Raw genomic sequence first — 26,067 nt, forward strand, 5'->3', positions numbered from 1 at the left:
AAAAAGGCCCCACTGGTGGCATATCCGATCACATTTCGGAGGTTTATTTCATGTTGGCTTTGGACAATGTCGATCGCAACATACTGCGGTTGCTTCGGATTGACGCCCGGACCAGCAACGCAAAGCTTGCCGCGGAAGTCGGCCTTTCTCCATCGGCTTGTCTCAGGCGCATCAAGCTCATGGAGCAAGCGGGTGTAATTCGTGGCTACACGGCGCTCATTGACGCGACGCAGTCGGAATCGATCATTGCGGTCATCATCAACATCACGCTTGAGCGGCAGACGGAGGAGTATCTCGACAAGTTCGAGGCAGCCGTGCGCCGGCATCCCGAAATCAGGGAATGCTACCTGATGACCGGTGGGTCGGACTACATGCTAAGGGTGGATGTCGAGAATGCCGGTGCCTTCGAGCGCATACACAAAGAGGTTTTGTCCACCTTGCCTGGCGTGCTGCGGATCCATTCGAGCTTCTCGATCCGAGATGTTTTGGCGGCGCGCTCGAAGCAGAAATGATAGCATTTACGAGCTGTAATCCGCCGGGCGGGTAATGGACGTAGCGCGACGGCATAGCGAACTTTTTGCCAGCAGTGTCGGGGCTGAGTTTGACCGGCTCCTCTCAGATTGCCCGTAGCCTTGAACTATAAGAACAGCCGTGCAGGTACTCCAACATGGACGCGCTGACATTGGCAATGCGGATTAGCGGCGGCATGGCCTCACTTGGCGAGATGGAAGATAGTCGTCTGTAAAAGCACGCCGCATGACAAGAAGACCGCATCTCGAACCGCTTAGGAACATAGAATCTTAGTCTTCGATCGGAAAGGCAAACCCGGCCTTCACGCGGTCCATCACGACCATTGTTTTGAACCCTTTGATATCATTGTTCTCGTAGAAAAAGCGTCGCGTGAACTGCTCGTAATCTTCCATGTCTTTTGCCGTAACGACAAGCAGGAAGTCCGCGTCGCCGGTCACGTAGTAGCCGATCATGACTTCGCGTGTGTTTTTGATTGCTGCTTTGAAGCGATCGATGATGTCAGCCCGCTCTCGCTCAAGGGATACCAGAACAACGACCGTTACATGCCTGCCGACTGCCTTCGGGGATACGATTGAAACATCAGCCTCGATAACGCCCTCGGCGCGCAAGCGCTTGAGCCGGCGCTGGCAGGCAGTCGGCGATAGGTGCGCTCGTTCGGCCAGTTCCTCGGACGTGAGCTTGTTGTTCTTTTGGACGGCGTTTAGGAGCGCCATGTCAGCGCGGTCGAGTTCCATGGGCGAGAAATCCTGCAGCTAGCGTTCATATTCGCAGGTTTTCTGCATAGACGGCATCAGTTCCGCCGTCAATCTGCATCGATTTGGAAGCATATTGCCACCATCGAATATAGATGCGGGAAATCAGCGGAGCATATCACGCTGCCTTCAGCCGCTTCACATCATCTTGCTACGGAAGGGCTCACAATGACCATCAACATTAAGGACATCGCAGAGAAGGACCGCAACTCGGTCCTGCATCCGTTCACGCAGCTGAAGGACTTTGCCAGCGGCAAGCTTGGCGAGCCGACGATTGTCGAGACGGGTAAGGGCATCCGGATCCAGGACGCCTACGGCAATCAGCTCATTGATGGCTTTGCCGGCCTTTACTGCGTCAATGTCGGCTATGGCCGAACCGAAGTAGCCGACGCGATCTCCCGCCAAGCCTACCGGCTTGCCTATTACCACTCTTACGCCGCTCACACGACCGACGAGTTGGCGATCCTGTCAGACCGTCTGGTAAAGATGGCGCCGGGCAAGATGAGCAAGGTGTTCTACGGCATGTCCGGTTCGGACGCCAACGAGACCCAGGCCAAGCTCGTCTGGTACTACAACAATCTGCGCGGCAAGCCCACGAAGAAGAAGATCATCTCACGCGAGCGCGGCTACCACGGCTGCAGCGTCGTCTCCGGGTCGATGACCGGCATGAGCTTCTACCATGATCACATGGACCTTCCGCTGCCGCAGATCACCCATACCGGAGTGCCGCATCATTATTGGGGCGCCAATCCAGGCGAGACCGAGCGGGAATTCTCCGCGCGCCGGGCTGTTGAGCTCGACCAGCTCATCGAACAGCTTGGGCCTGACAATGTCGGCGGCTTCATCGCTGAACCTGTGCTTGGTACCGGTGGTATCACGCCGCCCCCGGAAGGCTATTGGGAAGCCATCCAGGCCGTCCTTAAGAAGCATGACGTGCTGCTGATCGCCGACGAAGTCATCACCGGTTTTGGCCGCACCGGCTCCATGTTTGGCTCGCAGCATTATGGCATCGAGCCGGACCTGATCACGGTTGCCAAGGGCCTGACGTCTGCCTACTTCCCCTCTCGGCCGCGATCGTCGGCGAGAAGGTCTATCAGGTGCTGGAAGACGGGGCCGACAGGGTCGGCGCCTTCTCGCATGGCTATACCTATTCCGGCCATCCGATCGGCGCAGCTGCGGCCAACGCCGTACTCGACATTGTCGAGAAGGAAGATCTGCCGGGGAACGCCCGCGATGTTGGCGCCTATTTCCAGGCGCAGCTCAAGGAAAAATTCGCGCAATTGCCAATCGTCGGCGAGGTGCGGGGTGTTGGCCTGATGGGTGCCATCGAGTTTGTCGGTGACCGCGAAAACAAGACCCGTTTCGACTCGTCGCTGAAGATTGGTGCTCGCGTCTCGAAGGCAGCTCGCGACGGCGGCCTGATCGCCCGTGCCATGCCGCATGGCGACATCCTCGGCTTCGCACCGCCATTGGTCACCACCAAGGAAGAAATCGACGAGATCGTCTCGATTGCCGAGAAGGCCGTGCGCTCGGTCATGGACGAACTGGTGCGCGACGGCCAGAAGATCTGAACGTCAGCGACTTGTGCTTTCCGGGCCATCGCGGAACAGCCAGTTGCAATCAGATTGTCGCCGTTGAGCACGTCAAATGGGCACAGGGTAGAGGGATGAACCTCACCCTGCTCAAAGACCATACCCGCCGCTCATGCCGGCGCTTCATCAGAGAAAGGGAAGTTGGCCTATGACCGCTGCCAAACTTCATATCAAAGCGGGCCTGCCGCCCGTATCTGTTTACAGCCCGTTTGACGGCACTCTGATCGGATCGATCGACACAACGGAGGCATCCGACGTGGACGAACTCATCGCTTGTGCCCGTCGCGGGGCCGAACTCTCGCGCAACCTGCCGCGGCACAAGCGGGCAAGCATCCTCGAAGGTGCTGCACAACTTATCGAGCGCCGCTGCGATGCCTTTGCCGAGACCATCGTACGCGAAGCCGGAAAGACGATCGTTCAGGCGCGCAAGGAGGTCAGTCGCTGCGTCAATACGCTAAAACTCTCTGCCGAGGAAGCAAAACGCAACGCAGGCGAGATCATCCCCTTCGATGCCTTTGCCGGATCAGAACAGCGCCAGGGTTGGTTCACACGGGAACCGCTCGGTATCATCACCGCTATCACGCCCTATAACGATCCGCTGAACCTGGTCGCCCACAAGCTCGGTCCGGCGATCGCAGGCGGCAACGCAGTGCTACTGAAGCCGTCGAATTTGACGCCGTTCTCCGCCGTCAATCTCGTCGATGCCCTTTTGGAAGCTGGTCTGCCGCGCGATGTCATCACCATTGCGCACGGTGACAGGGAACTCGTCACTGCCTTGATCACATCCCGCGATGTCCGCATGGTGTCGTTTACCGGTGGATTTGCTACCGGCGAAGCCATCAGCCGCGCGGCGGGGTTGAAAAAGCTGGCGATGGAATTGGGCGGCAATGCCCCCGTCATTGTGATGAATGACTGCAACTTCGATAAGGCGGTCGAGGGCTGCGTCTCCGGCGCGTTCTGGGCGGCTGGCCAAAACTGCATTGGCGCCCAGCGCATACTGGTACAGGCAGCTCTCTATGAACGCTTCCGCGACGCCTTCGTCGCTGGGACCAAAAACTCAAGGCCGGCGATCCGTTGCGCGGCGACACCGATGTCGGCCCGATGATCTCGGTGCAATCGGCCGAACGCACCGAAACTGCTGTCAATGACGCGATTGCCGCGGGAGCCACGCTGCTCTGCGGTCATCGTCGTGAAGGTTCTCTTTATCATCCAACGGTGCTTGAAGGCACACCCCGGGCATGCGGGCTATGGAGTGAGGAAGTGTTCGCGCCCGTTGTCATGCTGGCTCCGTTTGACACCATAGATGAAGCCATCGAGATGGCAAATGATCCCGAATACAGCCTCCATGCCGGCATCTTCACCAGCAATATCAACGTTGCGCTCGACGCAGCGAACAGGATTGAGGCAGGCGGTGTGATGATCAACGATAGCTCTGACTACCGCTTCGATGCCATGCCCTTCGGCGGTTTCAAATACGGCAGCATGGGCCGCGAAGGTGTTCGCTTCGCCTACGAGGACATGACCCAGCCAAAGGTCGTTTGTATCAATCGGGGATGATACTTTGGCGCTAGAACTGGCGCTGAGTTTTTCGTGATCCTGAGCTTCCCGAGGCAACGCCGCCTGACCAATCGAGGCAACAATGTCTAATGACACTCGTATCGAACACGATCCCCTTGGCGCGGTCAGCGTGCCGGCAGATCGATATTATGGCGCTCAGACGGCCAGAGCACTCGCTAACTTCCCGATCTCGGGCATTCCCATCAAAAGCATGCCGTCCGTCATACAGGCACTCGCCCACGTAAAGATGGCTGCTGCACAAGCAAATTGTGACGAGGGTTTGCTTTCGAGCGAAAGGCGAGACGCGATCGTGCTGGCTTGCCAGGAAGTGCTGGCGGGTAAACACCACGACGAATTTCTCGTCGACGTATTCCAAGGCGGGGCGGGCACCTCCACCAATATGAACATGAACGAGGTATTGGCCAATCGTGCGAGCGAATTGCTGGGCGGAGTCAGGGGCGAGGGGCGTTTGGTTCATCCAAATGACGACGTCAACCGGTCCCAATCAACAAACGATGCCTACGCGACCGCCGTCCGGCTTTCCGTGATTCCCGCTAGCCGCCAACTGCGCGATGCCCTCGCCGATCTCGCCGCGGCCCTAAACTCCAAGGCAAGAGAGTTTGCAGATATCCGCAAGCTCGGACGAACACAATTGCAGGACGCTGTTCCGATGATGCTGGGACAGGAGTTTGCAGCGTTCGCGACCACGCTTCTGGAAGACTGTGACCGTCTCGATGAGACAGAGCGGTTGTTCCTGGAGGTCAACCTCGGCGGTACAGCAATCGGAACGGGAGTCGCAGCCACCCCATCCTACCGACTGCGCGCGATCGAGAATTTATCCTGCAACATGCAATTGCCAGTGGTCGGATCAAAAGACCTGCTGGAGGCAAGTTGGGACATGGGTGCATTCATGCTTCAAATGGGGCTATTGAAGCGAACCGCGGCAAAGCTTTCGAAGATCGCGAATGATTTTCGGCTGCTATCAAGCGGTCCGCGCGGGGGTATTGGCGAGATCGTGCTGCCATCCCTTCAACCGGGCTCTTCTTTGATGCCTGGGAAGGTCAACCCGGTTGCTGCAGAAGCAATGAACCAAGTCTGCTTCTATGTGTATGGCATGGATGCGACGGTAGGCATGGCGGCCGAAGCAGGGCAGCTTCAGCTGAACGCCATGGAGCCGGTGATCATTTTCAGTATCCACAACGCCATGGAGCTCCTCAAGCAAGCGATCAGAACGTTTACGAGAACATGCGTCGAAGGGGTTCAGGCCAACGCCGCACAATGCGAAGCCAACTTGAAGAATAGCACAGCGTTCGCAACAGAACTCGTGACCTCGATTGGCTACGAGGCAGCGGCCGAACTCGTAAAAGCACGATTGGCGAGTTGACTCCTGCAAGGAGTACGTCCGCGTTTCCCCGCCCTCCCGGGGCAAATTGGCTGTCGTCGAATCTGCTTCGGCGGCAGCCTCTTTTCGGATGGCCTGACGATTTAGCGAAGGCAGGGATTCGCGCAAACTCGCGGGGCTGCGTTATTTTGCAAAGCCGGTCTGCGGGCACGAGTGAAAAGGAGAATTTGGTGAGCGCTGATTTTGATTTTTACCTGGCCTTGCGAGCGGCTGGGGACTGCATCGCATCTAGCGCAAGCAGACGTTCCCTTTTGCCGACTGAAGGTCGGCAACCGTCACAGCGCCACGTGGGTTCGAACAACTCGGAGGAGACCGAGCAGCGCAAGCTAGCCCACAACGACGTAGGCTTGCCGATTGGCCTTCAGATAGTCGGTCGTTTTTTCAATTCAACGCAATAAACGGCACTGAGGATAGATTCGTGACGGAAAAACTGGTGGTTAATTCTGGGCATGATGATAATCGGCCGGTTCAGCCGGGCCGCTACGACGTAGATGGCTGCGTTGAGACAAATGTTACGGATGGCTTCACGCTGGTGGCAGTTGGCGACCTGATCGTGACGCGACCACTCACAACAGGACACCATCCCGGGTTTAGTGAGATCGTCAACATCCTTCGCAAGGCCGATGCTACTTTCGGGAATATGGAAACCAACATCCTGGACATCCGATCGTTCAAAGGAAGTCCACAGGCGGAGCACGGTGGCGCCTATCACATCAGCCTGCCCGCTCTCGGGCCTGATCTGAAGTCCATGGGCTTCAACCTGGTGAGCTATGCCAACAATCATTCATTCGAGTGGGGAGTTGAGGGCATGCGCGAGACATGCCGAGCGCTCGATCAGAATGGAATTGTTTACGCTGGGGTTGGCGAAAACCTGGCACAGGCTGGTGCTGCCCGTTTCCTGGAGACCCCGCGAGGTCGGGTGGCGCTGGTATCATGTGCCTCAACGTTTACGCCAATGTCGCGTGCATGCGATCCGGCCGGTGAGGCCCCGGGCAGACCTGGGCTTAATCCCCTTCGTCTCGAAGAATAGATTGTAGTTCCTCCGGCAATGTTTGAAAGTCTAAGACAAGTACGTGATGCATTGCCAAATTATCGGCCTGGCCAAAGCGATCCAACCCGCCTTAAGCTGGCTGGAGCGACGTACATGACCGGCAACCACGCCGGTTACAGCTACCGACCCAACCCAACCGACGTCGCCAACATTCTGCGCAACACTCGGCAGGGAAAGCAGTTCGCCGATTTCTGCATCGTCACCAATCATGGGCATGAGCCAGGCAATTGGAGCCATCAGCCTCCCGATTACGAACAAGCGTTTGCACGTCAAATGATTGATGCAGGGGCCGATGCATACATTGTTCATGGACCGCACCAATTGAGGGGCATAGAGATCTACAAGGGCCGGCCGATCTTCTACAGCGTCGGCAACTTCATCATGGACGACCTCCGGACACCGGTGTGTGCCGACATGTTCGCAGGATACGGCAAGGACCCGCGGACCGACACCGATGCGGAAGTGACGCTGGCAGAAATGGCAGAAGGATATGAGACGGATGCGGGTTTTTCCGATCCGATATTCTACGAAAGCGTTATCGCAGTGAGCCGGTTTCAGGACAACCAGCTTGCCGAATTACGGCTCTATCCGATTGAACTGGGGGCACGCACTTAGATTTGCAAATCGCGGTGTTCCCCGCCTTGCTGTTGGCCAGCAAGCAAGCCGAATTCTGGAGCGTCTCCAGGACCTATCGAAACCATTTGGAACTGAGATCACAATAGAAAACGGCGTTGGAGTGATCGCTCCGTGAGTCCCGCACCGAACCAACGGCAAGAGAGGATTGTTTAAAGACGGGGCGCACAATATGTCACGGAGCAGAACCGGAATGGCTCGTTCATTAGTGTCTCTCCTGCAAACTGAAGGTCCTTGCACGACGAACGGCCGCGCGTGGCCGCGTTCGATGTCCTTTTTGGCAAGCGGTATATCTGGCCGACAGGATTCATCTAAAAGTCAAACTCACGGAGCTACAGCAAAAGAGCTCCGCTATCACAAGGGAGCTGGTAAGACTGTCTTTACAAGGTTCGCCCAGTATCCGATCCCGTAGGGAAGAGCCTCATCGTTGAAGTCGTATGTTGGGTTATGGAGGGAAGCCGTCGAACCGTTGCCAATGAAAATCATAGCACCGGGTCGAGCTTCGAGCATGAACGCGAAGTCTTCCGATCCCATGACCGGTGCGAACTGGTCATCTACGCAGATTGGACCCACCAGATTGCGCGCGGCGCTGATCGCAAGGTTCGTCTCCTCAGGAGAGTTGGTCATGATTGGATCGATCCTGCGGTATTTAAATTCGATCTCCGCGCCATATCCGCTTGCTATCCCGCGCGCTACGGCAGGAATTTGCGTCTCAGCCAAGCCTCGAAGCTCATGCTTCAATGTTCTGACAGTGCCGGACAAAGTCGCGGTCTCCGGTATTACATTGTAGGATTCGCCGGCGTGCATCTTGGTAATCGAGACGACCAACGATTCGAGCGGGTTCGTCGATCGAGAGACTAACGGCTGGAGGCCCACAATGATTTGGCCTGCAATCACTATCGGATCAATGTTTCGATGAGGGCTGGCAGCATGTCCTCCCTGACCCTTGATCACGATATCAAATTCATCCAGCGCTGCCATGAACGGGCCGTCGCAGATTGCGAACCTACCAACATCAAGGCCTGGCGAGTTGTCCATAGCGAACACGCGGGATATTCCAAACCTATCCATGATGCCTTCTTGAACCATGCGCTGCCCGCCGAGCGCGTTTTCCTCAGCGGGCTGGAAGATCAAGGCAACGGTGCCGCCAAAATTTGGGGCTTCAGCGAGAAATTTCGCCGCGCCAAGCAACATTGCCATATGGCCATCGTGTCCACACGCGTGCATTTTTCCAGACGTTTTGGATGCCCAGGGTTTCTTCGATCTTTCCTCGATTCGGACGGCATCCATCTCCGCCCTTAAGCCAATCGTCGGGCCACCACGATGATTTCCTTCAATCAGTGCAACCAAACCGGTCTCCGCAAGGCCGGTCTCGATATGATCGACGCCGAACGATCGCAGCATCTCCTCCAGGAAAGCCGCGGTTGAATGCAGATCATAATCCAGTTCTGGATACTGGTGGAGGTGGCGGCGCCATTTTGTCGCCACTTTCACCAAGGGCCTGAAGGTTTTAAGATCGTGCATGGTGATTTCCTTTGGCTTGCTTCACCGCTGAGATCGGCCGGATCATGGTTCCGTCAAACGAAGCAGCGCGTCAAATTCAGACTTTCGATACAATAAATCTTGATCCGTTATGGATGAGTTCTGGCTCTTGAAGTTGCCCCGGCTTCGGAAGCTGTAGAGAGGGTGGGCATTTCGCGGCTACGATCGATGCTTCGGATTGACCAGTTCCTGTTGCAGCAAAGCCAGAAAAATATCCCTTCGTCGATGCCGACATCATGGTTCAGTTCCTGACAAAGTCACTGTGATTGCGGCAGTCTGGCCTGCCACCTCCCATCCTTGATCAGTTGCCGCACTACCTTCGGAAGCAGGCCTCGAATGGCAGCAACTTCAGCCGAGCGCTCATCTCGTGCATTCACCGCAAGGACCACCGACCTCGATATTGAGGGATTCACGATCTTGGCCATTCGTACAAGGCCAAGCGACGTTTCGCGCTGGACCGCCGAAGGCGTCAAGATCGAGTGAGCTTTGCCGTCCGCCACCATGTCTATAATCGTCGAGAGCGAATCTATCTCGTACCGGACGTCCAACAGGACGTTGTGCATTTTTGCTACGTCAGTCACAGCTCTCTGGACGCTTGTAACATTCATGGGGACAGCCAGGGGATACGCGCTCAGCTGATCAAGGGAGATAGTATTTTCGAAAGGAGGGCTGCCCGGAGGGATTATCAAACAAAATTCCTCTTCGGCCAGGACGTCATAATACGAACCGTCATCTTTCATGGTGTAGAAGACGGCAAGGTTGAATCGGCCGGCAAGCATCATTTCTTCAATCGAACCGCTCATCCCCTCAACAATCTTGAGCGAAACTTTGGGAAATCGCTCGTTCGCCATGTTGAGTAGCTCTGGTGCCATAAAGCGCGCGGGTCCGGATGGTAGCGCGATGGACACCTCACCCACAGGTATCTTCGGTTTGCTTGTGAGCTCCTCCTCAGCGATACTTACCTGGTTCAAAATGATGCGCGCATGGTGCAGCAATCGCGTTCCAGCCGGTGTCAGTGTAACGCCGCTGCGCTCGCGTACGAGGAGTTTTGTTCCTAAATTGTCCTCCATCTCACGGACATGAAGGCTGAGTGCGCTTTGTGCGACGTTCATATGCTCCGCGGCTCGCGTAAAGCCGCCTGCCTCGGCTATGCCAACGAAGTATTTTAACTTCTTAAAATCCACGTCTGGCGTCCTTCATTCGATGAGCGATACTAGTATCGCAAAACGAGATGGATAGGAAGTTACTTCTGAATTTTTCTCTCCGCTCGCACAAAAAATACGAGCTTTCAGAAGTTTTCCAATGGCGGCAGAGGCTCGAAAGGCCGCATTGTCCATTGTCCATCTGAAAAAACGATTACTGAAGCTTTCGATCGTTGGGAGGCCATAACGACCCAAGCACCGCCTACTTGTCGAGTCCGTAAACCTTGCGATTGTTCTTGTAGAGTATCATCCTGGCAGCCTCGATGGCTTCCTCCACTGACAGGCTTCCGCCGACGACATAATCAGTGAGGGCCTTTGCCAGGTATCGTTTGCCCCACCGACCAGCAAGCCAATACAATTCCGGGATATGGTATGCATCGCTCGCAAACAGGATCTTCGAGAGCGGGACGACCTCCATCACCTGCATATATCGCTGATATAAGTTCTGATGCACGTGAGGCGTCATGATCGAGAGTTCGAAATAGCAGTTGGGGTAAAGGTGACTGAGCCACGCGGCCTTACCGACCGAGGGATAGCCGGCATGCAGCGGAATAATTTTAGGCATGCGCATCATGTTGTCGCGGTCAAACCGGACAACCTCTTCCAAGAAAAACGGGTCCTGATTGCGAAGGACCACGTCAGGAGCTTCACCGTCACCCGCGTGAATCTGCATGGGCATGTCTCGCTTGAGACACTCCTCAAGAGCGAGGGTGAATGTGTAGCGGCGCAAATCCTTGGTGATTTCTGCGGCAGACTCGCGGTCCATATCGGGCAACTTGCTGAAAGAACCTCTCAGCGCCTCCCAGGATACCTTTGCAGGATTGCGGTCGTGCAGCGGCCGGATAAGACCAATGAACGGCAGGAGGTAAGATTTCATCCCGTATGATTTCTTCCCGAAGTTGCCGTTGCCATCTAAAGTCTCGTGTAGCCTCTTGATGTAGCGCTGCTCGAACTCGTCAAATGAAATGTCGAGATGAAAAAACTCCCTTTGAATCTCTTCAATGCGGCTGATCCGGTTTGACCGGCAGGGTAAGATCGCCTCCTCGAAGCGGGAAATTGCTTCACCTCCCCGGTCCTCGTGGTAGCCGGTTTCGAGCATGATGTTTTCGTAGTTGACGTCGCGAAAAAGGCTGTTCACATACGCCCAATAGTTCTTGCCGCGGTCATTCCGGGCCTCGATGACTGCGTCCAGTGTCGCCTCGCAGCCGAGGAACTGGGCCATTTCCTTGACCAAGAACTTGATGAAAATCCCTTGGGAAATGTCACCCGTTACCGCATCTACCTTGCCCTGAATGTCATACATTCTGTTCAGATCATGCCTCCTGGCTTCGTCCCCGTTGAGCCACTCGGTGTAGACGCCCTTTGGAAAATATGCCGCCATCGGCATTCCTGCCAATGAGATGCGCTCCAGGTAACGCTTGGGCGTCGTAATCGCGTCCTGATCGGTGATGACATGGCAATGCGTGTCGTCAATCGGCAGCGCATCAACTGCCTCGAATATTGCCGCAAATTCCGGTTCCTGCCTTGAGAGGAATAAGGGTAGGTGCTCCAGATGATACAAGCCGGTCTTGTTTGAACCGGTTTTCTGACCTCCGGTCGTTGAGCCGGCGTGCGGGTCTTTTGGATGCTCTGTCATTTGCAGCCTCCTCGTTTTTCAATGCATGACCTACAGTTCACGAAACCTGGATTATCTCTCTTGGAGCGGTGGTTAGGACGTCGACGCCGGTCCCGGTGACGCGAAATGTTTCGCTGATCACATAGCCGAACTCTTCATCAATCCAGTTTCCAAGCATTAAATGGAAGGTCATGTTTGGTTGAAGCACGGTCATGTCGCCGTCGCGCAAGCTCGCTGTCGGTTCAGTCCAGCCGATCCCATGGGCGTAGCCGCAACGGGATTCCTTCTTCAGCCCCTTTTCTCGATTGTCCGATAAAACGCGTTCGCAACGTCGCTGCAGGTCGCTCCTGGCCGAACAGCCGCGAGCGCAGCATCAAGCCCTTCCAGCTGGATATCATGGACCCTCCGGAGGCGATCTGATGGGGTACCAATTGAGTAGGTGCGCATGAGCGCAGCACAGTAGCCATGGCGGGATCCGGCAAGTTCGATGTTGATTTGCGAACCTTGACGGAAAGAGTCTTCGGTCCAGGGAATATGACATGTTCCCGTTCGTGGCGTCGCGCAGATCGCTATTTCTTCGAGCCGCGTGCCCGGTTTTCCGTTGACGCCTCGGATCAGGACGGAGGCGATTTCGGCGCAGGCATCGGCTTCGCGCACTCCGGACCGAATGACCTCTGCTGCGCGGACAATCGCTGCGTCTGAAATTGCCGCCGCATCTCGCATAATTTCGATCTCAAGATCGGATTTGATGAGACGTATCCAGGTGACCGCTTTCGTGCAGTCGACGACCCTGGATGCCTGCAACCGTTTCTTGAATTTCTCGGCGGTGAGGGTGGAAAGGCTGAATTCCTCAATGCCGATCCGTTTGTCTGCAAAGCCCGCTTCCTGGACGTAGTCGATAATAGCGTCGTATCCGTCCTTTTCCGGGTGAGCGATCAACTCCTCTGGATAGGCAATTATTTTGTCCCTCTCCATAAAGCACTGGTGCATAGCAGCCGGGGCATCCATCCGTCGCAGAATGAATACAGGCTCTTCCTCCGCCGCAAGAACCACTAAGGCTTGTGGCACATAGGCTGATCGAGCGGTGTAACCGGTGAGATAAGTGATGTTGTGCTGATCGGACACAACGAGCGCCTCGACATCTCGCCGCGCCATTTCAGATTTCACCAGTGTAAGACGCCGCAGATACTCGTCCCGAGGGAACGCCGGTGGTGCCTTGCTTATCGTCATGACGGTCATCCTTTATATGAACTTTTTGCTGACAGATCAGTCGCGCGTTTAAGACCAGCGTTTCGAGTCACACCCGAGCGTAGGATCACGGGGTGACGGACTCCATGAGCATTCTGCTCAAAGTCGTGACGTCGTAGACTGGCAGCCCGGTGGATTGGCGAAGTGACTGAGCAATACGCGGGAACATGGTGCACTCGAGCAATAATGCCTGGATTTCAGGATGTTTCTCCCGCAACCGCTCCACGCACGAGCAGACATCCTCTCGCAGGACACTTAGGTCTGTCCGCACCGGCGGTCTTTTCATCTCGTTTTCCCAAGTTGGTGTGTTTTCGATTCCGCCAACAACTACCCGAGAAATGTCACCTGGATCAGACAAGCCAAGCAGTTCAGCCCCAAAGTGAGTGGAATCGAAAGTCAGGACGGCAAGCTTTGCTCCGCGGGACAATTGTCGAACGATCATTGGTGTCAGCAAGAGGGCTGACACAGCAACCGGAACGGGAACAGCAGCCGCAATTGCGGCCTGGTGCCGAATGGAAAAGCCACAGTCTGCTGTAATCGCTGTAGATCCACGGCCGAAAAGGCGCTGCGCTGCTGCGATGTAAGGTCCTTCCAGGGATGGATCACCGCGAACGACAACATCCGCCCATGCCCCGGAAACGGTCTCTCGAATGGTCGGGAACGCGAATATCGATGGGTCATGCAAGGACCCAGACACAGGTGAGCCGTTTGGGTTAAATCCTGGCTCAAGATCCAGAATTCCAAGGATGCCGTTGCTGACTGAGGCTCGTTCTTGACACATGTTCGCACCAGTGGCTTGTGAGGGTATTGAGCACCCGCGATGTCACGGGGACTGATCGCCGCCGTGTCGATCCCTGACTGGGCTGACTTCAATGAGCATTTTCGCCAGACTGACATAGTCTGCAATCATCAAGCCGGTCTCACGGCGCACGGCGTCGGCCGCCAGCGGGAAGGCAGCGCATTCAAACACAAGTGCGGCAACGTCAGGCTCACGCTGAAGCAGTGCTCGTGTGGCTATCAACACATCTTCAACGATGGCTGAAGCCGGTAGGTCCGGAATGGGCTCCGCCAATCGCCTCCACGTCTCAGACCCTTCGATGCCGGCTACGGCGACATCGATCTGAGCCGATGACCATCCCGCCGCGGCAAAGTGTTTTTCTCCCATCCGCGTGGCATCATAGGTAAGAATGCCGATTTTCTTGCCCTTGGGAACAGTTGTCGCAGCGAACGGCACCAAGGACAGGCTCGACAGGGCGACCGGAACGTTCACAGCCCCTGCAAGCTCACTTTGGAATAGCGCCGTAAAACCGCAATTTGAGGTGATCGCGGACACGCCATCTTTCTCTAGTTGTCGAGCGCAACGGATATAGGCGTCAAGAATATCCTCATCCCCGTCTATAACAGTTCTGACCGTGGCCCCTGGGACAGCAGTTTGCAGGGTTGGAAACGAAAATGTATTCGTATTGCAAAGCGCCCCGGCATGGGTGATTGGCCGGTTTTCTAAAAGAAGGAGACCCAGGGTCTTTTCCACTTTCCACCTCCAAAACTGAGAACTTCGTTCTGCCTAGAGCGAGATCAATTTTCGCGGGCAACTGGCGGCTAAACCTACGGATTCAGTGGCATCATTTCGCCTGCGTCAGCGCTGCAAGAGCCTGGCGATGGACCTGGTCGCAGCGAGACTGGACCATTTCCTGCCAGTCCGGCCGTGCGGGGTTGTAGTGTTCCCGCGTGGCGTTCCGTATACGTTTCCCAATCTCGGTGTTGGCTTGATCGGGGTGGTACGCGAAAAGCCAATGATCGTTGCGGAGGACTTCGCGGCCTTTGTCCGGGCTGAAGGTGCCAAACTCCAGGCACACATAGGTGTGCCGGCTGCCCAGCTCACCCTGCCAGAACTCGTCTTGCGTACCCGTGATGGCGACTGACGATGACGTTCCGAGGTCCGGCGACGTCACAGATGGTCCAAAGATCTCGAGGGCTCGACGATAGCCTTCAAGACCCGAGGAGGTTTCGGTTTGGAGCTCGCCGTAACCATAAGGCCCAAGCCCTGTATGATAATCGACGATGATCACGTTTTGTCGCTCTGCAATCCTGTAATCCATGCAGATTTTCTCAAGGACTTGCCGCGGCTCTGACGGGTGCTTACCTCCGAAAAACATGCCTTCGGGTCGGGAATATTGGCCTTTCTTCCGCGCGGTCTGAAACGCAGTCTCGCCATGGGTCGCCCGGAATTCGGCGATCGCTCGCTCTGCCACTGCCAAACTTTCGGCTGAGAGGTCGGATGGGACGAGATGATCTGCCAATTCGTCATAGCCCGGATTTTCCGGCAGCGGTTTGGAGAAATCGACGAAATTCCGATTGAGGTCGCATCCCTCGGCAGTGACGCGGCGATCCCAGGCAAAGCCATATGCGTTCAAGGCGTGAATTAAGAGAATGCCAACAGATCCCCCGAGGCTATCCGCCAACAGCGACCGAAGAAGGGACAACTGCGCTGCGGATCCGCAATAGCCCTCCACACCATGCGTGCCTGCGATAGAAACAAGCACGTTGTCTGCATCGGGGTCGCCGAGATAGGCGACATCCGTAGATAGTGGCTGGCCGTCAGGTCCACGATAACCCGATGGATAAGTTTCGACCTTTGTAGCGTCCAGAAAACGCGTGCGGGCTTCAAAATAGGTTTCCGAAAACAGGTTCTTCATGGCGTCTTTATCACTATGGGGTGGGGTGCGCTGGCGCCACAGGATGTGGCGCAAGCTCAGAAATCCGCGACCACTATGGCGCAGGCGAAGCATTCCATTCCGGCTGGACAAGAACCTCACTCCACGAGGCTACGAGATGGAAACCAACTCTCGCTCGAACTGCGTCAGAGGCTCATTTCCTTCCTCGGTCACCAGGAAGGATTGCGTGATCGCAATGCCAGTGTCATCGAGCCAAAGCCCCGACATGCAATGAAATGCCATGCCCGGCTGCAAGACCGTCTTGTCTCCCGGACGCAAGCTGACCGTACGCTCGCCCCATGTCGGCGGAAAACCTAGACCTATCGAATAGCCGAGGCGTGCTTCCTTCTCGAAACCGTGCTTTGCGATCGACCCGCGCCATACCAATTCGACCTCTTCGGCCGCCATGCCTGGACGGATGCTGCTCATCGTTGTGTTCAATCCCTCGACCACCGCCGCGGCAAGCCGGCGGTAGCTGTCCGGCGGCTGGCCCAGAAATACTGTGCGCGTCATCGGGCAATGGTAGTGAAGGCGCGATCCCGCGATCTCGATGTTGAGGGGCGCATCCCTCTTCAAAGGGCGATCCGTCCACAGGCCGTGCGGGGTTCGCACGCGTTCATCGGCACAAAAATGCGGAGGGCTTGTGGTATAAACGCCACCGGCGTCAGGAAGCCCAGAAATCTGCGCCTTGTATATCTCTGCAACCACGTCGCACTCGCGCACACCTGGGGCGCATTTTTCGACTGCCGCCGACATCGCGGCATCTACTATTTGACCCGCCTGACGCATGTAGGTCTGCTCTGCGCTGCTCTTCACCAACCGTACGCGATTGACCAAGAGTTCGGCATCCTGGAACTGAGCGTTCGGAAGGTAATTGACAAACTCGGCGTGGATACGGGCAGTATAATAATACGCCCCCATCTCGACGCCGATTACACCTTTGTCGAGACGCCGCTCCTTCAATATCTCCGATACCGGTTGAACGGGATGTGAGGTGGTCGATTGAACAAAACTGTCTGGATACGCGCAGATGTTCTCATCGCGCATATAGGTCGTATCGCGAGCCGAAACAGCGTCCATGAACCGGCCGATCCAGATTGGTTGATCCTCGTTGGCGGCGACGACAAGAAACAGCGGCGCATAAAATGCCCATGCGTCGAAGCCTGTCAGATAAAAGATGTTGGCCGGATCAGAAAGAATGAGGGTATCAACTCCTGACGCCTGCATTTCCACTTTTGTAGCGGCAAGGCGCGCCTGGTACTCGGTTTCGGTGAAATAAAGGGCTGGCATAGCGGCTCCTGTTGGCTCGGACTTGGAAACAGTCATCCGCTTCTCGCAGCGAGAGACTGGCTCCATTTGATCTAAATTTGCTTCCACTCCCTGGTGAAAAGCTTCGAATTTATCGGCCGCTCGAGAGGCTTGGCGAACACCGCGAAACAAGACGAGCGAGAGGTTGGTGGCGGGAATTCAAGACTATTCCCGCCACGGAGGCCTGTTTCTTAAGCGTTAGCCTCAAGGACCGTATTCTGAGAACTGCTCCTGGCGCGCCACCAAGTAACGTAAAGCGCGATCATCCATAGGATCGGCAGAAGGGTTAGCAGAGACGCCACGGCGGCCACGGTCGGATCGATTTCGTTGCGAATGTTCTCCCACATTTTCAGTGGTAACGTTCGGACCGAATATCCGCTGACCAAGGACGTCACGACTACTTCGTCAAACGAATGGATGAATGCGAAGAGCGCGCCGCCAATAATCCCCGGTCTGATCAGAGGGAGTGTAACCCGCATGAAAGCGGTAAAAGGTCTAGCTCCCATACTTTTCGCCGCCTGCTCCAAGCGACGGTCGAAATTGGCGAGAGTCGCGGAAACAATAACGACGACGTAGCTGATTGCGCCAATCGTATGGGCAAGTACGATCCCCGTCTCAGTTCCAATAATCCCTAGATTTACCAGGCCGAAGTAGCTCGCCACGCCGACGACTATGACGGGTATTGTGATTGGGGCGAGGATCGCCATCGTCAGCCAACCTCGAAAATCGGACGCGATCCGGCTAAGGCCATAAGCTGCCAAGGTCCCTAAGACTGTCGACAGAGCCGCAACGGCCAGACCAATCTTGATGCTGGTCCAGGCCGCGCCATACCAGGCTTCATCACCGAAGAAGCTGCCATACCACTGAAGCGAAAAACCGGACGGAGGAAACTGTAGCGTCGCATCGCTGCTAAACGACATGATGATCACGACGACTTCGGGAAACAGCAGGAAAAAAATGACGAGCGTCAAGGTGAGGCTGCCGGCAAAACGCGACCATCCGCCATCGCCTTGAGCCTGATAAAGTGCCTTGGACCACTGCTTGGATCTTGAAGCGACCGAAAGCTCATTCAGATACTGCTTGACCACGCGAAGCAGGCTAAACCGTTCCATGAAACCTTTTCTCAGTTTCGGAGCACTGTCTTGTGTTCCCGAGAGATTCAGCCCGAATACAGAGAGCATCACTACGGCAATCGCCAGAAGGACGAACGAAGAGGCGCTGACTGAACCCATATTGAACCCGGTCGAGACCTGGGAGGCAATAAAGGTTGAGAGCATAGCGTCTCCTAAGCCACCCAACGCCGCTGGCGTGATGTAAAAGCCCAGGCAGATTACGAAGACCAGCAGCGTTCCGCTTCGAACACCCGGCATGCTCAACGGGAAATAAACCCGCCAAAAGGCTGTCGATGGCTTCGCACCCATGCTTTTGGCAGCCGCAATCAAGGATGTGTTGATGCCGAGCATTACGCTCACGAGCGGCAGTATCATCATCGGCAGCATGATATGGACCATGCCGACATAGACAGCCGCGCGATTGTAAATCAGAGGGAGAGGGCTGGATATGAGGCCCCAATTCACGAGGGCGCTGTTGATCAAGCCATTGTCCCCGAGGATAACGACCCAGGAATAGGTGCGCGCCAAACCGCTTGTTAGATAGGGAATAACGACGAGAACGATCAGGACCATGCGCGCGCGCTTAGACGCTGTCGAGATCAGGTATGCCGTAGGATACCCGACCAACAAGCAGATGACCGTCGCTATTGCGCTGATTTCCAGCGTCTGGAGCAAGACCCGAAGGTTGGCATACTGCCCCAGGAACGAAGAATAGTTCTGAATGCTGAAATTAGGTGCGTTCAGGCTTTCAAGAAAAAGCTGGACGGTTGGTACGCCGAACACAATGAGCAGGACGGCCAGAGCCGGTAGTACGAGGATTATAGGAGCACGGCCAATTCTTTGAAATACTTGCATCTGTGTGCCTCCCCGGTTCATTCATCGAGCAGACGGACGTCCGCCCGAAGCCAGTCGAGACGCACCGATCCACCGGGTGCAAAGACCTCTTGGCCAGACGCCACGTGTTGGCGCACGATCAAGGATTTGTCTCCGACACGGACCTGATATTTCCTCAGCGGGCCGGCGTAGATCATTTCTTCTACAATCCCGGTGACGACCTGGCTCTGACCAAGCTCAGCCGGTGCAGGGGAATTTACCGCAGAGATCCGCACGCGCTCAGGTCGAACCATTGGCACTTTTCCGCGGAAGTTCTGATCGTTGAAGCCGAGCTCCGGTGAATCCAGAACATTTGCTTCTCCCAAGAAGTTGGCAACGAAGCGAGTAGCTGGCCGGTCATAGAGTGCTTCAGGCGTGTCCAGCTGTTCGATTTTGCCCGCCCTCATCACCACAATTCGGTCCGAAAGCGTGAGCGCCTCTTCCTGGTCATGCGTGACGCAAATGGTGGTTTTCTGAAACTCGCGATGGAGACCCTTGATCTCCCCCTGCATCTGTTCTCTGAGGTTTCTATCCAGGGCGCCAAGTGGCTCATCCAAGAGAAGGATCGGAGGATCAGCAATAAGGGCGCGCGCAAGAGCGACGCGCTGCTGCTGACCGCCGCTGAGTTGCGAGGGCATGCGCTCACCAAATGCGTCCAGGTGAACCCGCTTGAGCATGCGTTCAACCAAAGGAGCCCGCTCGCTCGCCTTCACGCCCCGCATTTCAAGCGGGAACTCAAGATTTCGTCGGACCGTCAGGTGCGGAAATAGTGCGTAACTTTGAAAGACGATGCCTTGGTCTCGGCCGTATGAAGGCACGGCTGCAACGGACTTGCCTGAGATCAGAATGTCGCCCTTCGTCGGGGACTCAAATCCCGCCAGCATCATCAGCGCCGTGGTTTTACCCGAGCCGCTTGGACCCAGAATGGTCAGAAATTCGCCTCGCCGTACCGTGAGTGAAAGCTCGGTGACCGCTGCGATCGGGCCGTACATTTTCAGTGACGTCACGAAATTCAATTTGGGCGGGTACGCGGTCTTCCAATTTCTGATCCTCGGTAGTTGCCTGTTTTGGCAGTTTCGCGACGGGGTATTCATCCGACCGCAGGTGAGCAGACTGAGACATGCTGCCATCCTCTATTCGTGGCGCAAAGACGCCTGTGTTGCGTTGCCAATGTGCCGCCGGGCGACACATTGGCTTCGAGCGTGCGCTGCTTACTGAATGACCCAGTCGCTCCAGCGCTGCACAAGGCGCTGAATATTCGAGAGACCATCGGGGCCAACTTCCGAGTACCAGGCACCATTCAGAAGGATCGCCTTCTCAAGATACTTTGGATGGCTGGGCAACGTGAGACCAAGCTCCTCGGATATTAGCTTAAATGCGTTCCGGTTGGTGGGGCCTTCCGGATAGAGCTTAGCGAAAGCTGCCTGGTTCTCAGCACGGCTTACGAATTCAACGAACTTCTGGGCATTTTCGGCATTTGGGCTGTTTTTGGAATGACCCAGTAATCCCAAGTCATTTTCGCCTGGTTTCGATTGAGCTCCAATGCAGCGCCCTGGGCAATCGCGGATGCTGCGCGGCCGTCATAAGACATCATGACGTCGCCGGCTCCGCTCAGCATCAGCTGTTGGATTTCAGATCCGGCCGTCCACCACTTGCGGACGTGAGGCTTGATCTTGTCAAGGCTGGCGAAGATCCGGTCGATGTCCATCGGATAGATCTTGTCCGGAGCGACGCCGTCAGCCAGGAGTGCTTCTTCCCAAGGACCTTCCGAACCATATTGACCCGACACCAGGTATCGGACGCCTGGGAACTTCTCGGTATCCCAGAACTCGGCCCAGTTGGTGGGCCTCGCTTTGTCCGCGGGGTATTTCTTGGTGTTGTAAACCAGGTTGTAGGTGTAGAAGAAAAAGCCGACGCCGAAGTCTTGTTTCACATTCGGGACAAGGCCCTCGATATCTTCCTTTCTGAAAGTCGAGTAGTCAATCTTCTCCAGATAGCCTTTCTCGGCAGCTTGCAGGGCCGCACCTTGGCTCATAGGGCCGACATCGATGGTTACGCTATTCGTCTTTTGCATCAGCTCGAGCTGTGCGAACTCGAAGTCTTGTGTCACCGGGATAACCTTGATGCCGGTTTCAGCTTCAAATGGTTTGGCGTAGGCTTCGATCACATATTTGCCGAGCTGCCCACCGTAGGTCAGCACTCGGACCTCCCCGGCTGTCTGTGCCGAGGCGTTAACAACAGGCGTTGCCAAAGTTGCGACGGCGATGGCGAAGGACGCCTGCATAATTCGTCTGCGGTTGATCAAAATGCTCATCTTCGTTCACCCTCTATTTTTCCCCGCCACTATTGACGAGGTTCTGAAGTTCTGCGGCAGGCAGTGTCTGGCTACGGCGCCAGGACCCTTTCAACCAAGTTCACCCAGTAGCCAACGCCGTAAGGCAAAGCATCGTCGTTGAAGTCGTATTCGGGGTTGTGGACGGAGGCCGTCGGACCGTTGCCAAGAAAGATGTAAGAACCTGGCCGCGCCTCCAGCATGTAAGCAAAGTCCTCCGATCCCATACCTGGCTTGATGAGGTCATTGACTGATCCGTGCCCAACCAGATCGCGTGCTGCGTCAACCGCTATCTTCGTCTCGGCCTCGTGGTTCACAGTGACAGGTTCGAGACGGCGATACGCAAAATTGATATCCGCGCCAAACCCGCCGGCGATACCCTGGGCGGCTTCGAAAATCCCTTTCTCTGCAAAGTCGCGGAGGGCCGGCGAAAGTGTCCGGACAGTCCCGCAAATAACTGCGTGCTGTGGGATGATATTATAGGCTTCTCCAGCATGGATTTTGGTCACGGAGATGACCAAGGCCTCCTGAGGATCGGTGTTCCTCGAAACCAAAGTCTGGAGGCCGAGAACGATTTGGGCGCCGATGACGATGGGATCGATGTTTTTGTGAGGCGTGGCGGCGTGGCCGCCTTTGCCCCGAACCGTTATGTCAAATTCGTCGAGCCCGGCCTGAATCGGGCCGCTGCAAATACTGAACTTGCCAACCTCCAGTCCGGGGTAGTTATGCATTCCGAAGACCTTGGAGATGCCAAAGCGGTCCATGATGCCTTCTTGCACCATCTTCTCTGCACCCCGGCCGTCTTCCTCGGCTGGCTGAAATATAAGGGCGACAGCGCCTTTGAAATTGCGCGTCTCCGCCAGATACTTCGCCGCCGCTAGAAGCATTGCAGTATGGCCGTCATGACCACATGCATGCATTTTTCCGGGAGTTTTAGATGCCCACGGTTTGCCCGAGGCTTCCAATATTGGTAGCGCGTCCATGTCGGCACGCAGCCCGATTGTCGGACCGTCACCTAGGTTTCCCTGGATTACGGCAACAACACCGGTCTGCGCTATTCCGGTTTCTATGTGATTGATGCCGAACGAAGCCAACTTCTCGGCAACGAAGTTTGCGGTGTCGTAGACGTCATAATCCAGCTCAGGATTCGCGTGAAGATACCGGCGCCATTCCGTCGCTTCGTCTCTAAGTTTTTCGAAGTTTTCGATGCCGCGCATCGTTTATCCTTTTGATCTTGGATCGTTAAACGAAAAAATCCCTTGGCCGCGGATCCGCCACGATGTTCACTGAACAGGCTCCAGGCTCCAGGCTCCAGGCTCCAGGCTCCAGGCTCCAGGCGACATGTGGGCTTGGGCGGATCATATACCCGCGATTTTGGTTCCCTTTTTTACCAACGTGCCTCCGCGGGCTGTCCTAGGCAAATAGAGACTCAATATAAGTGCCATCTGGAAACCAGATGGCACGCTACTGGAGGGAGTCGGTCGGGGCCTTGCCTGAGGGTGTGACGCACTCCTCCCGAGGTACCACCAGTTTTTCGAGGTCGAAGACAAGCTCCGCCCGGACTGGCTCTGTGCGCCATCGCTACACAACCGGCAGCACTATGCCCGGCAGTATCGACCAGACATCCTTGGGGATTCTTCAGGCTGCTAATTCTGATTGGGCGAGTTGCGAAGACCTCGTCGAAACGACGCTACGCAAAGCCCCCGGCAAGTTAAGGGGTACCAGGCTAATTGTGCTCGATTTTGCCCGCTGGCGCGCGGACGTGACAGGCGACAGCGCGGCCATCGGGCATTGACACCAGCGGGGGCACGTCAACACGACAGCGGTCTTGTACGAGCGGGCAGCGCGGGTGGAATGCACACCCGCTCGGTGGGCTGACCGGGCTCGGCACTTCACCCTCGACTAGCGCCTCCAACTGAACCCTTGTGGGATCTGGTATAGGGGCGGCCGCTATTAGAGCCTCGGTGTAAGGATGTATTGGGTTGGCGAATAGCGCTTCGCAAGTTGCCAACTCGACAATCCGCCCGAGATACATGACCGCTACTCGATGACCAATATGCTCCACAACACCAAGATCGTGCGAGATAAACACGAAGGCGATCCCCGTTTCCTCTTGGAGGTCCATGAGAAGATTGAGGATTTGCGCCTGCACGGAGACGTCGAGAGCGGAGACTGCCTCGTCGGCGATGATGATTGAGGGTTTGAGCGACAACGCGCGCGCAATTCCGAGCCGCTGGCGCTGACCGCCCGACAATTCCGAGGGAAGCCTATGCATGATCTCGGGCGCAAGGCCCACCTTTCGCAGGAGCTCCGCCGCAAGGTATTCACGCTTTCTGCGGTTCAGACGCTCAAAATTCTCGACCGGTTCTGTGATAATCTGACCGGCCGTTAGCCGCGGGTTCAGCGACGAGTAGGGATCCTGGAAGACCATCTGCATGCGTCGGCGCCAGTCCCGAAGTTCGTTCTTGTTGAGACTGGCAATATCGTTTCCCTCGAGCAGGACGCGGCCACCTGTCGGGTCAACAAGCCGCATCAAGAGCCGTGCGATTGTCGACTTTCCGCATCCTGATTCGCCAACAATGCAAAGTGTCTCGCCTGCGTTGACGGTAAAGGACACATCCTCGACCGCCCGCACGACTGGTGGAACTTTATTGAAGATCCCGCCACCGAGCGGATAGTGTTTGACCAGTTTTTCGACTTGCAACAAAGGGCCACTCATGCGCTCACTACCTCTTCTGCATGCCAGCAGGCGGCCGCGTGATCCGCGCCGTATTCTTTAACAGCTGGCGTTTTCTCCCGGCAGACTTCGGTCGCGAACGAACAACGCGGCGCAAAGCTGCACCCGACGATAGGCTCCCGCAGGCTCGGCACAATGCCTGGGATTTCCGGCAGACGGCGCTCTTTCCCGCGCCGCCTGTCTGGGACCGAGCGCATGAGAGCTTTTGTGTACGGATGCATGGGCCGCGCGAAGAGATCCGTGACCGTTGCCTGCTCGACGATCCGACCAGCATACATCACTATGACGCGCTGGCAGGTCTCGGCCACGACGCCTAGGTCATGGGTGATGAACATAACCGAGGTTCCCATGCGCTCCTTCAGATCGACGATCAGCCGCAGGATCTGCGCCTGAATGGTGACGTCGAGCGCCGTTGTCGGTTCGTCGGCAATCAAGAGTTCAGGTGAGCAGGCAAGTGCCATGGCAATCATGGCACGCTGGCGCATGCCGCCGGACATCTCGTGGGGATAATTGCTTACCCGCCGTTCGGGGTCCGCAATGCGGACGAGGCGCAGCATATCGACGGCCCTTGCCAGGGCCTCAGAACGGGAGGCACCGGTGTGAATTTCGACTGCCTCTGCAATCTGGCGACCGACAGTGTAGACCGGATTCAGGCTCGTCATAGGATCCTGGAAGATCATAGCGATTTTATCCCCCGGATCTTACGCATCTCGCGGTCGGGCAGATCCAAGAGATTGCGACCGTGAAAGAGGACCTCACCGCCCATCGTCTTGGCGGAGAGCTTCGGCAGTAGCCGCATAATGGACAGCGCCGTCACGCTCTTGCCACAACCGGATTCGCCGACTACTCCGAGCGTTTCCCCTTCTTTACTTGAAAGCTAACCCCGCCGAGAGCGTGCGTGACGCTTTCTTCGCCGAAGAAGTGCGTTTCAAGATCCCGGACATCAAGGAGGATCTCCCGATCAAAATCTTTCTGAATATGCATGTCAGCTCCGCCTTTTCGCACGAGGATCGAACAAGTCGCGGAGACCGTCCCCAAACAGATTTACCGCCAGAACCGTGATCGCAAGAAAGATACCCGGTGCGAATATGGTGAAAGGAGCAATCGATAGGTACAGCCGAGAGCTGGAGATCATATTCCCCCAACTTGAGATTTCGGGGGTACGCCAACGCCTAAGAAGCTCAGCCCGGCTTCTGTCATGATCGCGTCCGCACAAACAACCGCAGTTTGGACCATGAGCGGTGGAAGAGTGCTTGGAAGAATATGGCGCCACAGAATCTTCGGCAGCCGTGCTCCGCCGCAAACAGCGGCTTCGACATATGCGCGTTCACGCACACTTAGGACCACTGACCTTACCATTCTCGTCACGCTCGGAATTTGTGGGATGGCGATCGCTATAATCAGAATGCCAATTCCCGTCCCCGTGAGCGAGATGAGCGCGATTGCAAGCAAGAACGTTGGGATCGACATCAAAGCGTCCATCACGCGCATGATGACGTTGTCGAAGCTTCGAATGTAGCCGGCGAGTACACCGATCAGAAGCCCGGCGGATGCGGCCACTAGCGCCGATACCAATCCGACCGTGAGAGAGATCCGCGCGCCGTAAACGGTCCGAGCGAACACATCCCGACCCAGGTTATCCGTCCCCAACCAATATTCGGCCGAGGGGGTTGCAGGCGGACAAACGGATCCATTTTCAACGGATCTCCCGCATAAAGTGGAGCTGCGAGCGTCAGAGCGATCAGGATTACCAGGAGACCACCGCCGATCAGAACTAGCGGGTGTCTTCGAGCATGGCGGGCGAGGTGTGAGACTCGAAAGCGACCCCGTTGCCCGGGGTTTGGTAACGAAATTGCAAAAGACATA

Annotated in this window: 14 protein-coding genes and 7 pseudogenes; 5 read left to right on the forward strand and 16 right to left on the reverse strand. The window is 56.1% G+C overall.

The window, feature by feature from the left end; translation table 11 throughout:
* Positions 1–50: 50 nt before the first annotated feature.
* On the forward strand, positions 51–512 hold the full coding sequence (locus P6U16_RS27675) for an Lrp/AsnC family transcriptional regulator (protein ID WP_277704885.1): 462 nt from the start codon (positions 51–53) through the stop codon (positions 510–512).
* 288 nt (positions 513–800) lie between these two features.
* Here the strand turns inward: P6U16_RS27675 and P6U16_RS27680 are convergent, their stop codons facing one another.
* Positions 801–1,265: an Lrp/AsnC family transcriptional regulator gene (locus P6U16_RS27680; RefSeq protein WP_222054207.1), complete on the reverse strand. Its 465-nt coding sequence runs from the start codon at positions 1,263–1,265 to the stop codon at positions 801–803.
* 186 nt (positions 1,266–1,451) lie between these two features.
* On the opposite strand from P6U16_RS27680, the pseudogene P6U16_RS27685 reads away from it, so the two are divergent.
* The 4 genes and pseudogenes from P6U16_RS27685 to P6U16_RS27700 all read left to right on the forward strand — a co-directional run bounded on the left by P6U16_RS27685 (position 1,452) and on the right by P6U16_RS27700 (position 7,636).
* Positions 1,452–2,854 (forward strand): annotated as a pseudogene (locus tag P6U16_RS27685) (aspartate aminotransferase family protein).
* 169 nt (positions 2,855–3,023) lie between these two features.
* Positions 3,024–4,432 (forward strand): annotated as a pseudogene (locus tag P6U16_RS27690) (aldehyde dehydrogenase family protein).
* Positions 4,433–4,514: 82 nt separating this feature from the next.
* Complete coding sequence (locus P6U16_RS27695) at positions 4,515–5,816, forward strand: aspartate ammonia-lyase (protein WP_277704886.1); 1,302 nt, start codon at positions 4,515–4,517, stop codon at positions 5,814–5,816.
* A 448-nt stretch (positions 5,817–6,264) separates the two neighbouring features.
* Positions 6,265–7,636 (forward strand): annotated as a pseudogene (locus P6U16_RS27700) (CapA family protein).
* 236 nt (positions 7,637–7,872) lie between these two features.
* On the opposite strand, the gene P6U16_RS27705 reads toward P6U16_RS27700, so the two are convergent.
* The 15 genes and pseudogenes from P6U16_RS27705 to P6U16_RS27770 form a co-directional block, all read right to left on the reverse strand.
* Positions 7,873–9,042, reverse strand: coding sequence for a M20 aminoacylase family protein (locus P6U16_RS27705; RefSeq protein WP_277704887.1), 1,170 nt, complete (start codon positions 9,040–9,042; stop codon positions 7,873–7,875).
* Positions 9,043–9,317: 275 nt separating this feature from the next.
* Complete coding sequence (locus tag P6U16_RS27710; RefSeq protein WP_277704888.1) at positions 9,318–10,244, reverse strand: LysR family transcriptional regulator; 927 nt, start codon at positions 10,242–10,244, stop codon at positions 9,318–9,320.
* Between the two features lie 220 nt (positions 10,245–10,464).
* On the reverse strand, positions 10,465–11,898 hold the full coding sequence (locus tag P6U16_RS27715; protein WP_277704889.1) for an amidohydrolase family protein: 1,434 nt from the start codon (positions 11,896–11,898) through the stop codon (positions 10,465–10,467).
* Positions 11,899–11,935: 37 nt separating this feature from the next.
* Positions 11,936–13,107: pseudogene (locus tag P6U16_RS27720) on the reverse strand (Xaa-Pro peptidase family protein).
* 841 nt (positions 13,108–13,948) lie between these two features.
* Complete coding sequence (locus P6U16_RS27725; RefSeq protein WP_277704890.1) at positions 13,949–14,656, reverse strand: hypothetical protein; 708 nt, start codon at positions 14,654–14,656, stop codon at positions 13,949–13,951.
* Between the two features lie 91 nt (positions 14,657–14,747).
* Positions 14,748–15,875: a DUF2817 domain-containing protein gene (locus P6U16_RS27730; RefSeq protein ID WP_277704891.1), complete on the reverse strand. Its 1,128-nt coding sequence runs from the start codon at positions 15,873–15,875 to the stop codon at positions 14,748–14,750.
* Positions 15,876–15,950: 75 nt separating this feature from the next.
* Positions 15,951–17,165, reverse strand: coding sequence for a Xaa-Pro peptidase family protein (locus P6U16_RS27735; protein ID WP_277704892.1), 1,215 nt, complete (start codon positions 17,163–17,165; stop codon positions 15,951–15,953).
* A gap of 173 nt (positions 17,166–17,338) precedes the next feature.
* Positions 17,339–19,114, reverse strand: coding sequence for an ABC transporter permease subunit (locus tag P6U16_RS27740; protein WP_277704893.1), 1,776 nt, complete (start codon positions 19,112–19,114; stop codon positions 17,339–17,341).
* Between the two features lie 17 nt (positions 19,115–19,131).
* A pseudogene (locus P6U16_RS27745) lies at positions 19,132–20,254 on the reverse strand (ABC transporter ATP-binding protein).
* A gap of 89 nt (positions 20,255–20,343) precedes the next feature.
* The gene (locus P6U16_RS28645) at positions 20,344–20,475 is read right to left on the reverse strand and encodes a hypothetical protein (protein ID WP_349017761.1); all 132 of its coding nucleotides are present in this window, start codon (positions 20,473–20,475) and stop codon (positions 20,344–20,346) included.
* A 98-nt stretch (positions 20,476–20,573) separates the two neighbouring features.
* Positions 20,574–21,446 (reverse strand): extracellular solute-binding protein, encoded by an 873-nt coding sequence (locus tag P6U16_RS27750; protein WP_349017762.1) that lies wholly within the window; start codon positions 21,444–21,446, stop codon positions 20,574–20,576.
* A 71-nt stretch (positions 21,447–21,517) separates the two neighbouring features.
* Positions 21,518–22,681 (reverse strand): M20 aminoacylase family protein, encoded by a 1,164-nt coding sequence (locus P6U16_RS27755; RefSeq protein WP_277704894.1) that lies wholly within the window; start codon positions 22,679–22,681, stop codon positions 21,518–21,520.
* Between the two features lie 509 nt (positions 22,682–23,190).
* Positions 23,191–24,183 (reverse strand): oligopeptide/dipeptide ABC transporter ATP-binding protein, encoded by a 993-nt coding sequence (locus P6U16_RS27760; RefSeq protein WP_277704895.1) that lies wholly within the window; start codon positions 24,181–24,183, stop codon positions 23,191–23,193.
* A pseudogene (locus tag P6U16_RS27765) lies at positions 24,180–25,185 on the reverse strand (ABC transporter ATP-binding protein). The gene P6U16_RS27760 and the pseudogene P6U16_RS27765 overlap by 4 nt, the downstream one beginning before the upstream one ends.
* A gap of 1 nt (position 25,186) precedes the next feature.
* Positions 25,187–26,066 (reverse strand): annotated as a pseudogene (locus P6U16_RS27770) (ABC transporter permease).
* Position 26,067: the final 1 nt, after the last annotated feature.

The sequence above is a fragment of the Rhizobium sp. 32-5/1 genome, assembly GCF_029537235.1.
In the GTDB taxonomy this organism is placed as follows: domain Bacteria; phylum Pseudomonadota; class Alphaproteobacteria; order Rhizobiales; family Rhizobiaceae; genus Pararhizobium.

Coding starts and splice junctions, on each gene's coding strand:
- P6U16_RS27760 (WP_277704895.1), bottom strand. CDS start 24,183: ATGAGTGGCCCTTTGTTGCAAGTCGAAAAACTGGTCAAACACTATCCG.
- P6U16_RS27680 (WP_222054207.1), bottom strand. CDS start 1,265: ATGGAACTCGACCGCGCTGACATGGCGCTCCTAAACGCCGTCCAAAAG.
- P6U16_RS27755 (WP_277704894.1), bottom strand. CDS start 22,681: ATGCGCGGCATCGAAAACTTCGAAAAACTTAGAGACGAAGCGACGGAA.
- P6U16_RS27750 (WP_349017762.1), bottom strand. CDS start 21,446: ATGAGCATTTTGATCAACCGCAGACGAATTATGCAGGCGTCCTTCGCC.
- P6U16_RS27675 (WP_277704885.1), top strand. CDS start 51: ATGTTGGCTTTGGACAATGTCGATCGCAACATACTGCGGTTGCTTCGG.
- P6U16_RS27740 (WP_277704893.1), bottom strand. CDS start 19,114: ATGCAAGTATTTCAAAGAATTGGCCGTGCTCCTATAATCCTCGTACTA.
- P6U16_RS27715 (WP_277704889.1), bottom strand. CDS start 11,898: ATGACAGAGCATCCAAAAGACCCGCACGCCGGCTCAACGACCGGAGGT.
- P6U16_RS27705 (WP_277704887.1), bottom strand. CDS start 9,042: ATGCACGATCTTAAAACCTTCAGGCCCTTGGTGAAAGTGGCGACAAAA.
- P6U16_RS27695 (WP_277704886.1), top strand. CDS start 4,515: ATGTCTAATGACACTCGTATCGAACACGATCCCCTTGGCGCGGTCAGC.
- P6U16_RS27735 (WP_277704892.1), bottom strand. CDS start 17,165: ATGACTGTTTCCAAGTCCGAGCCAACAGGAGCCGCTATGCCAGCCCTT.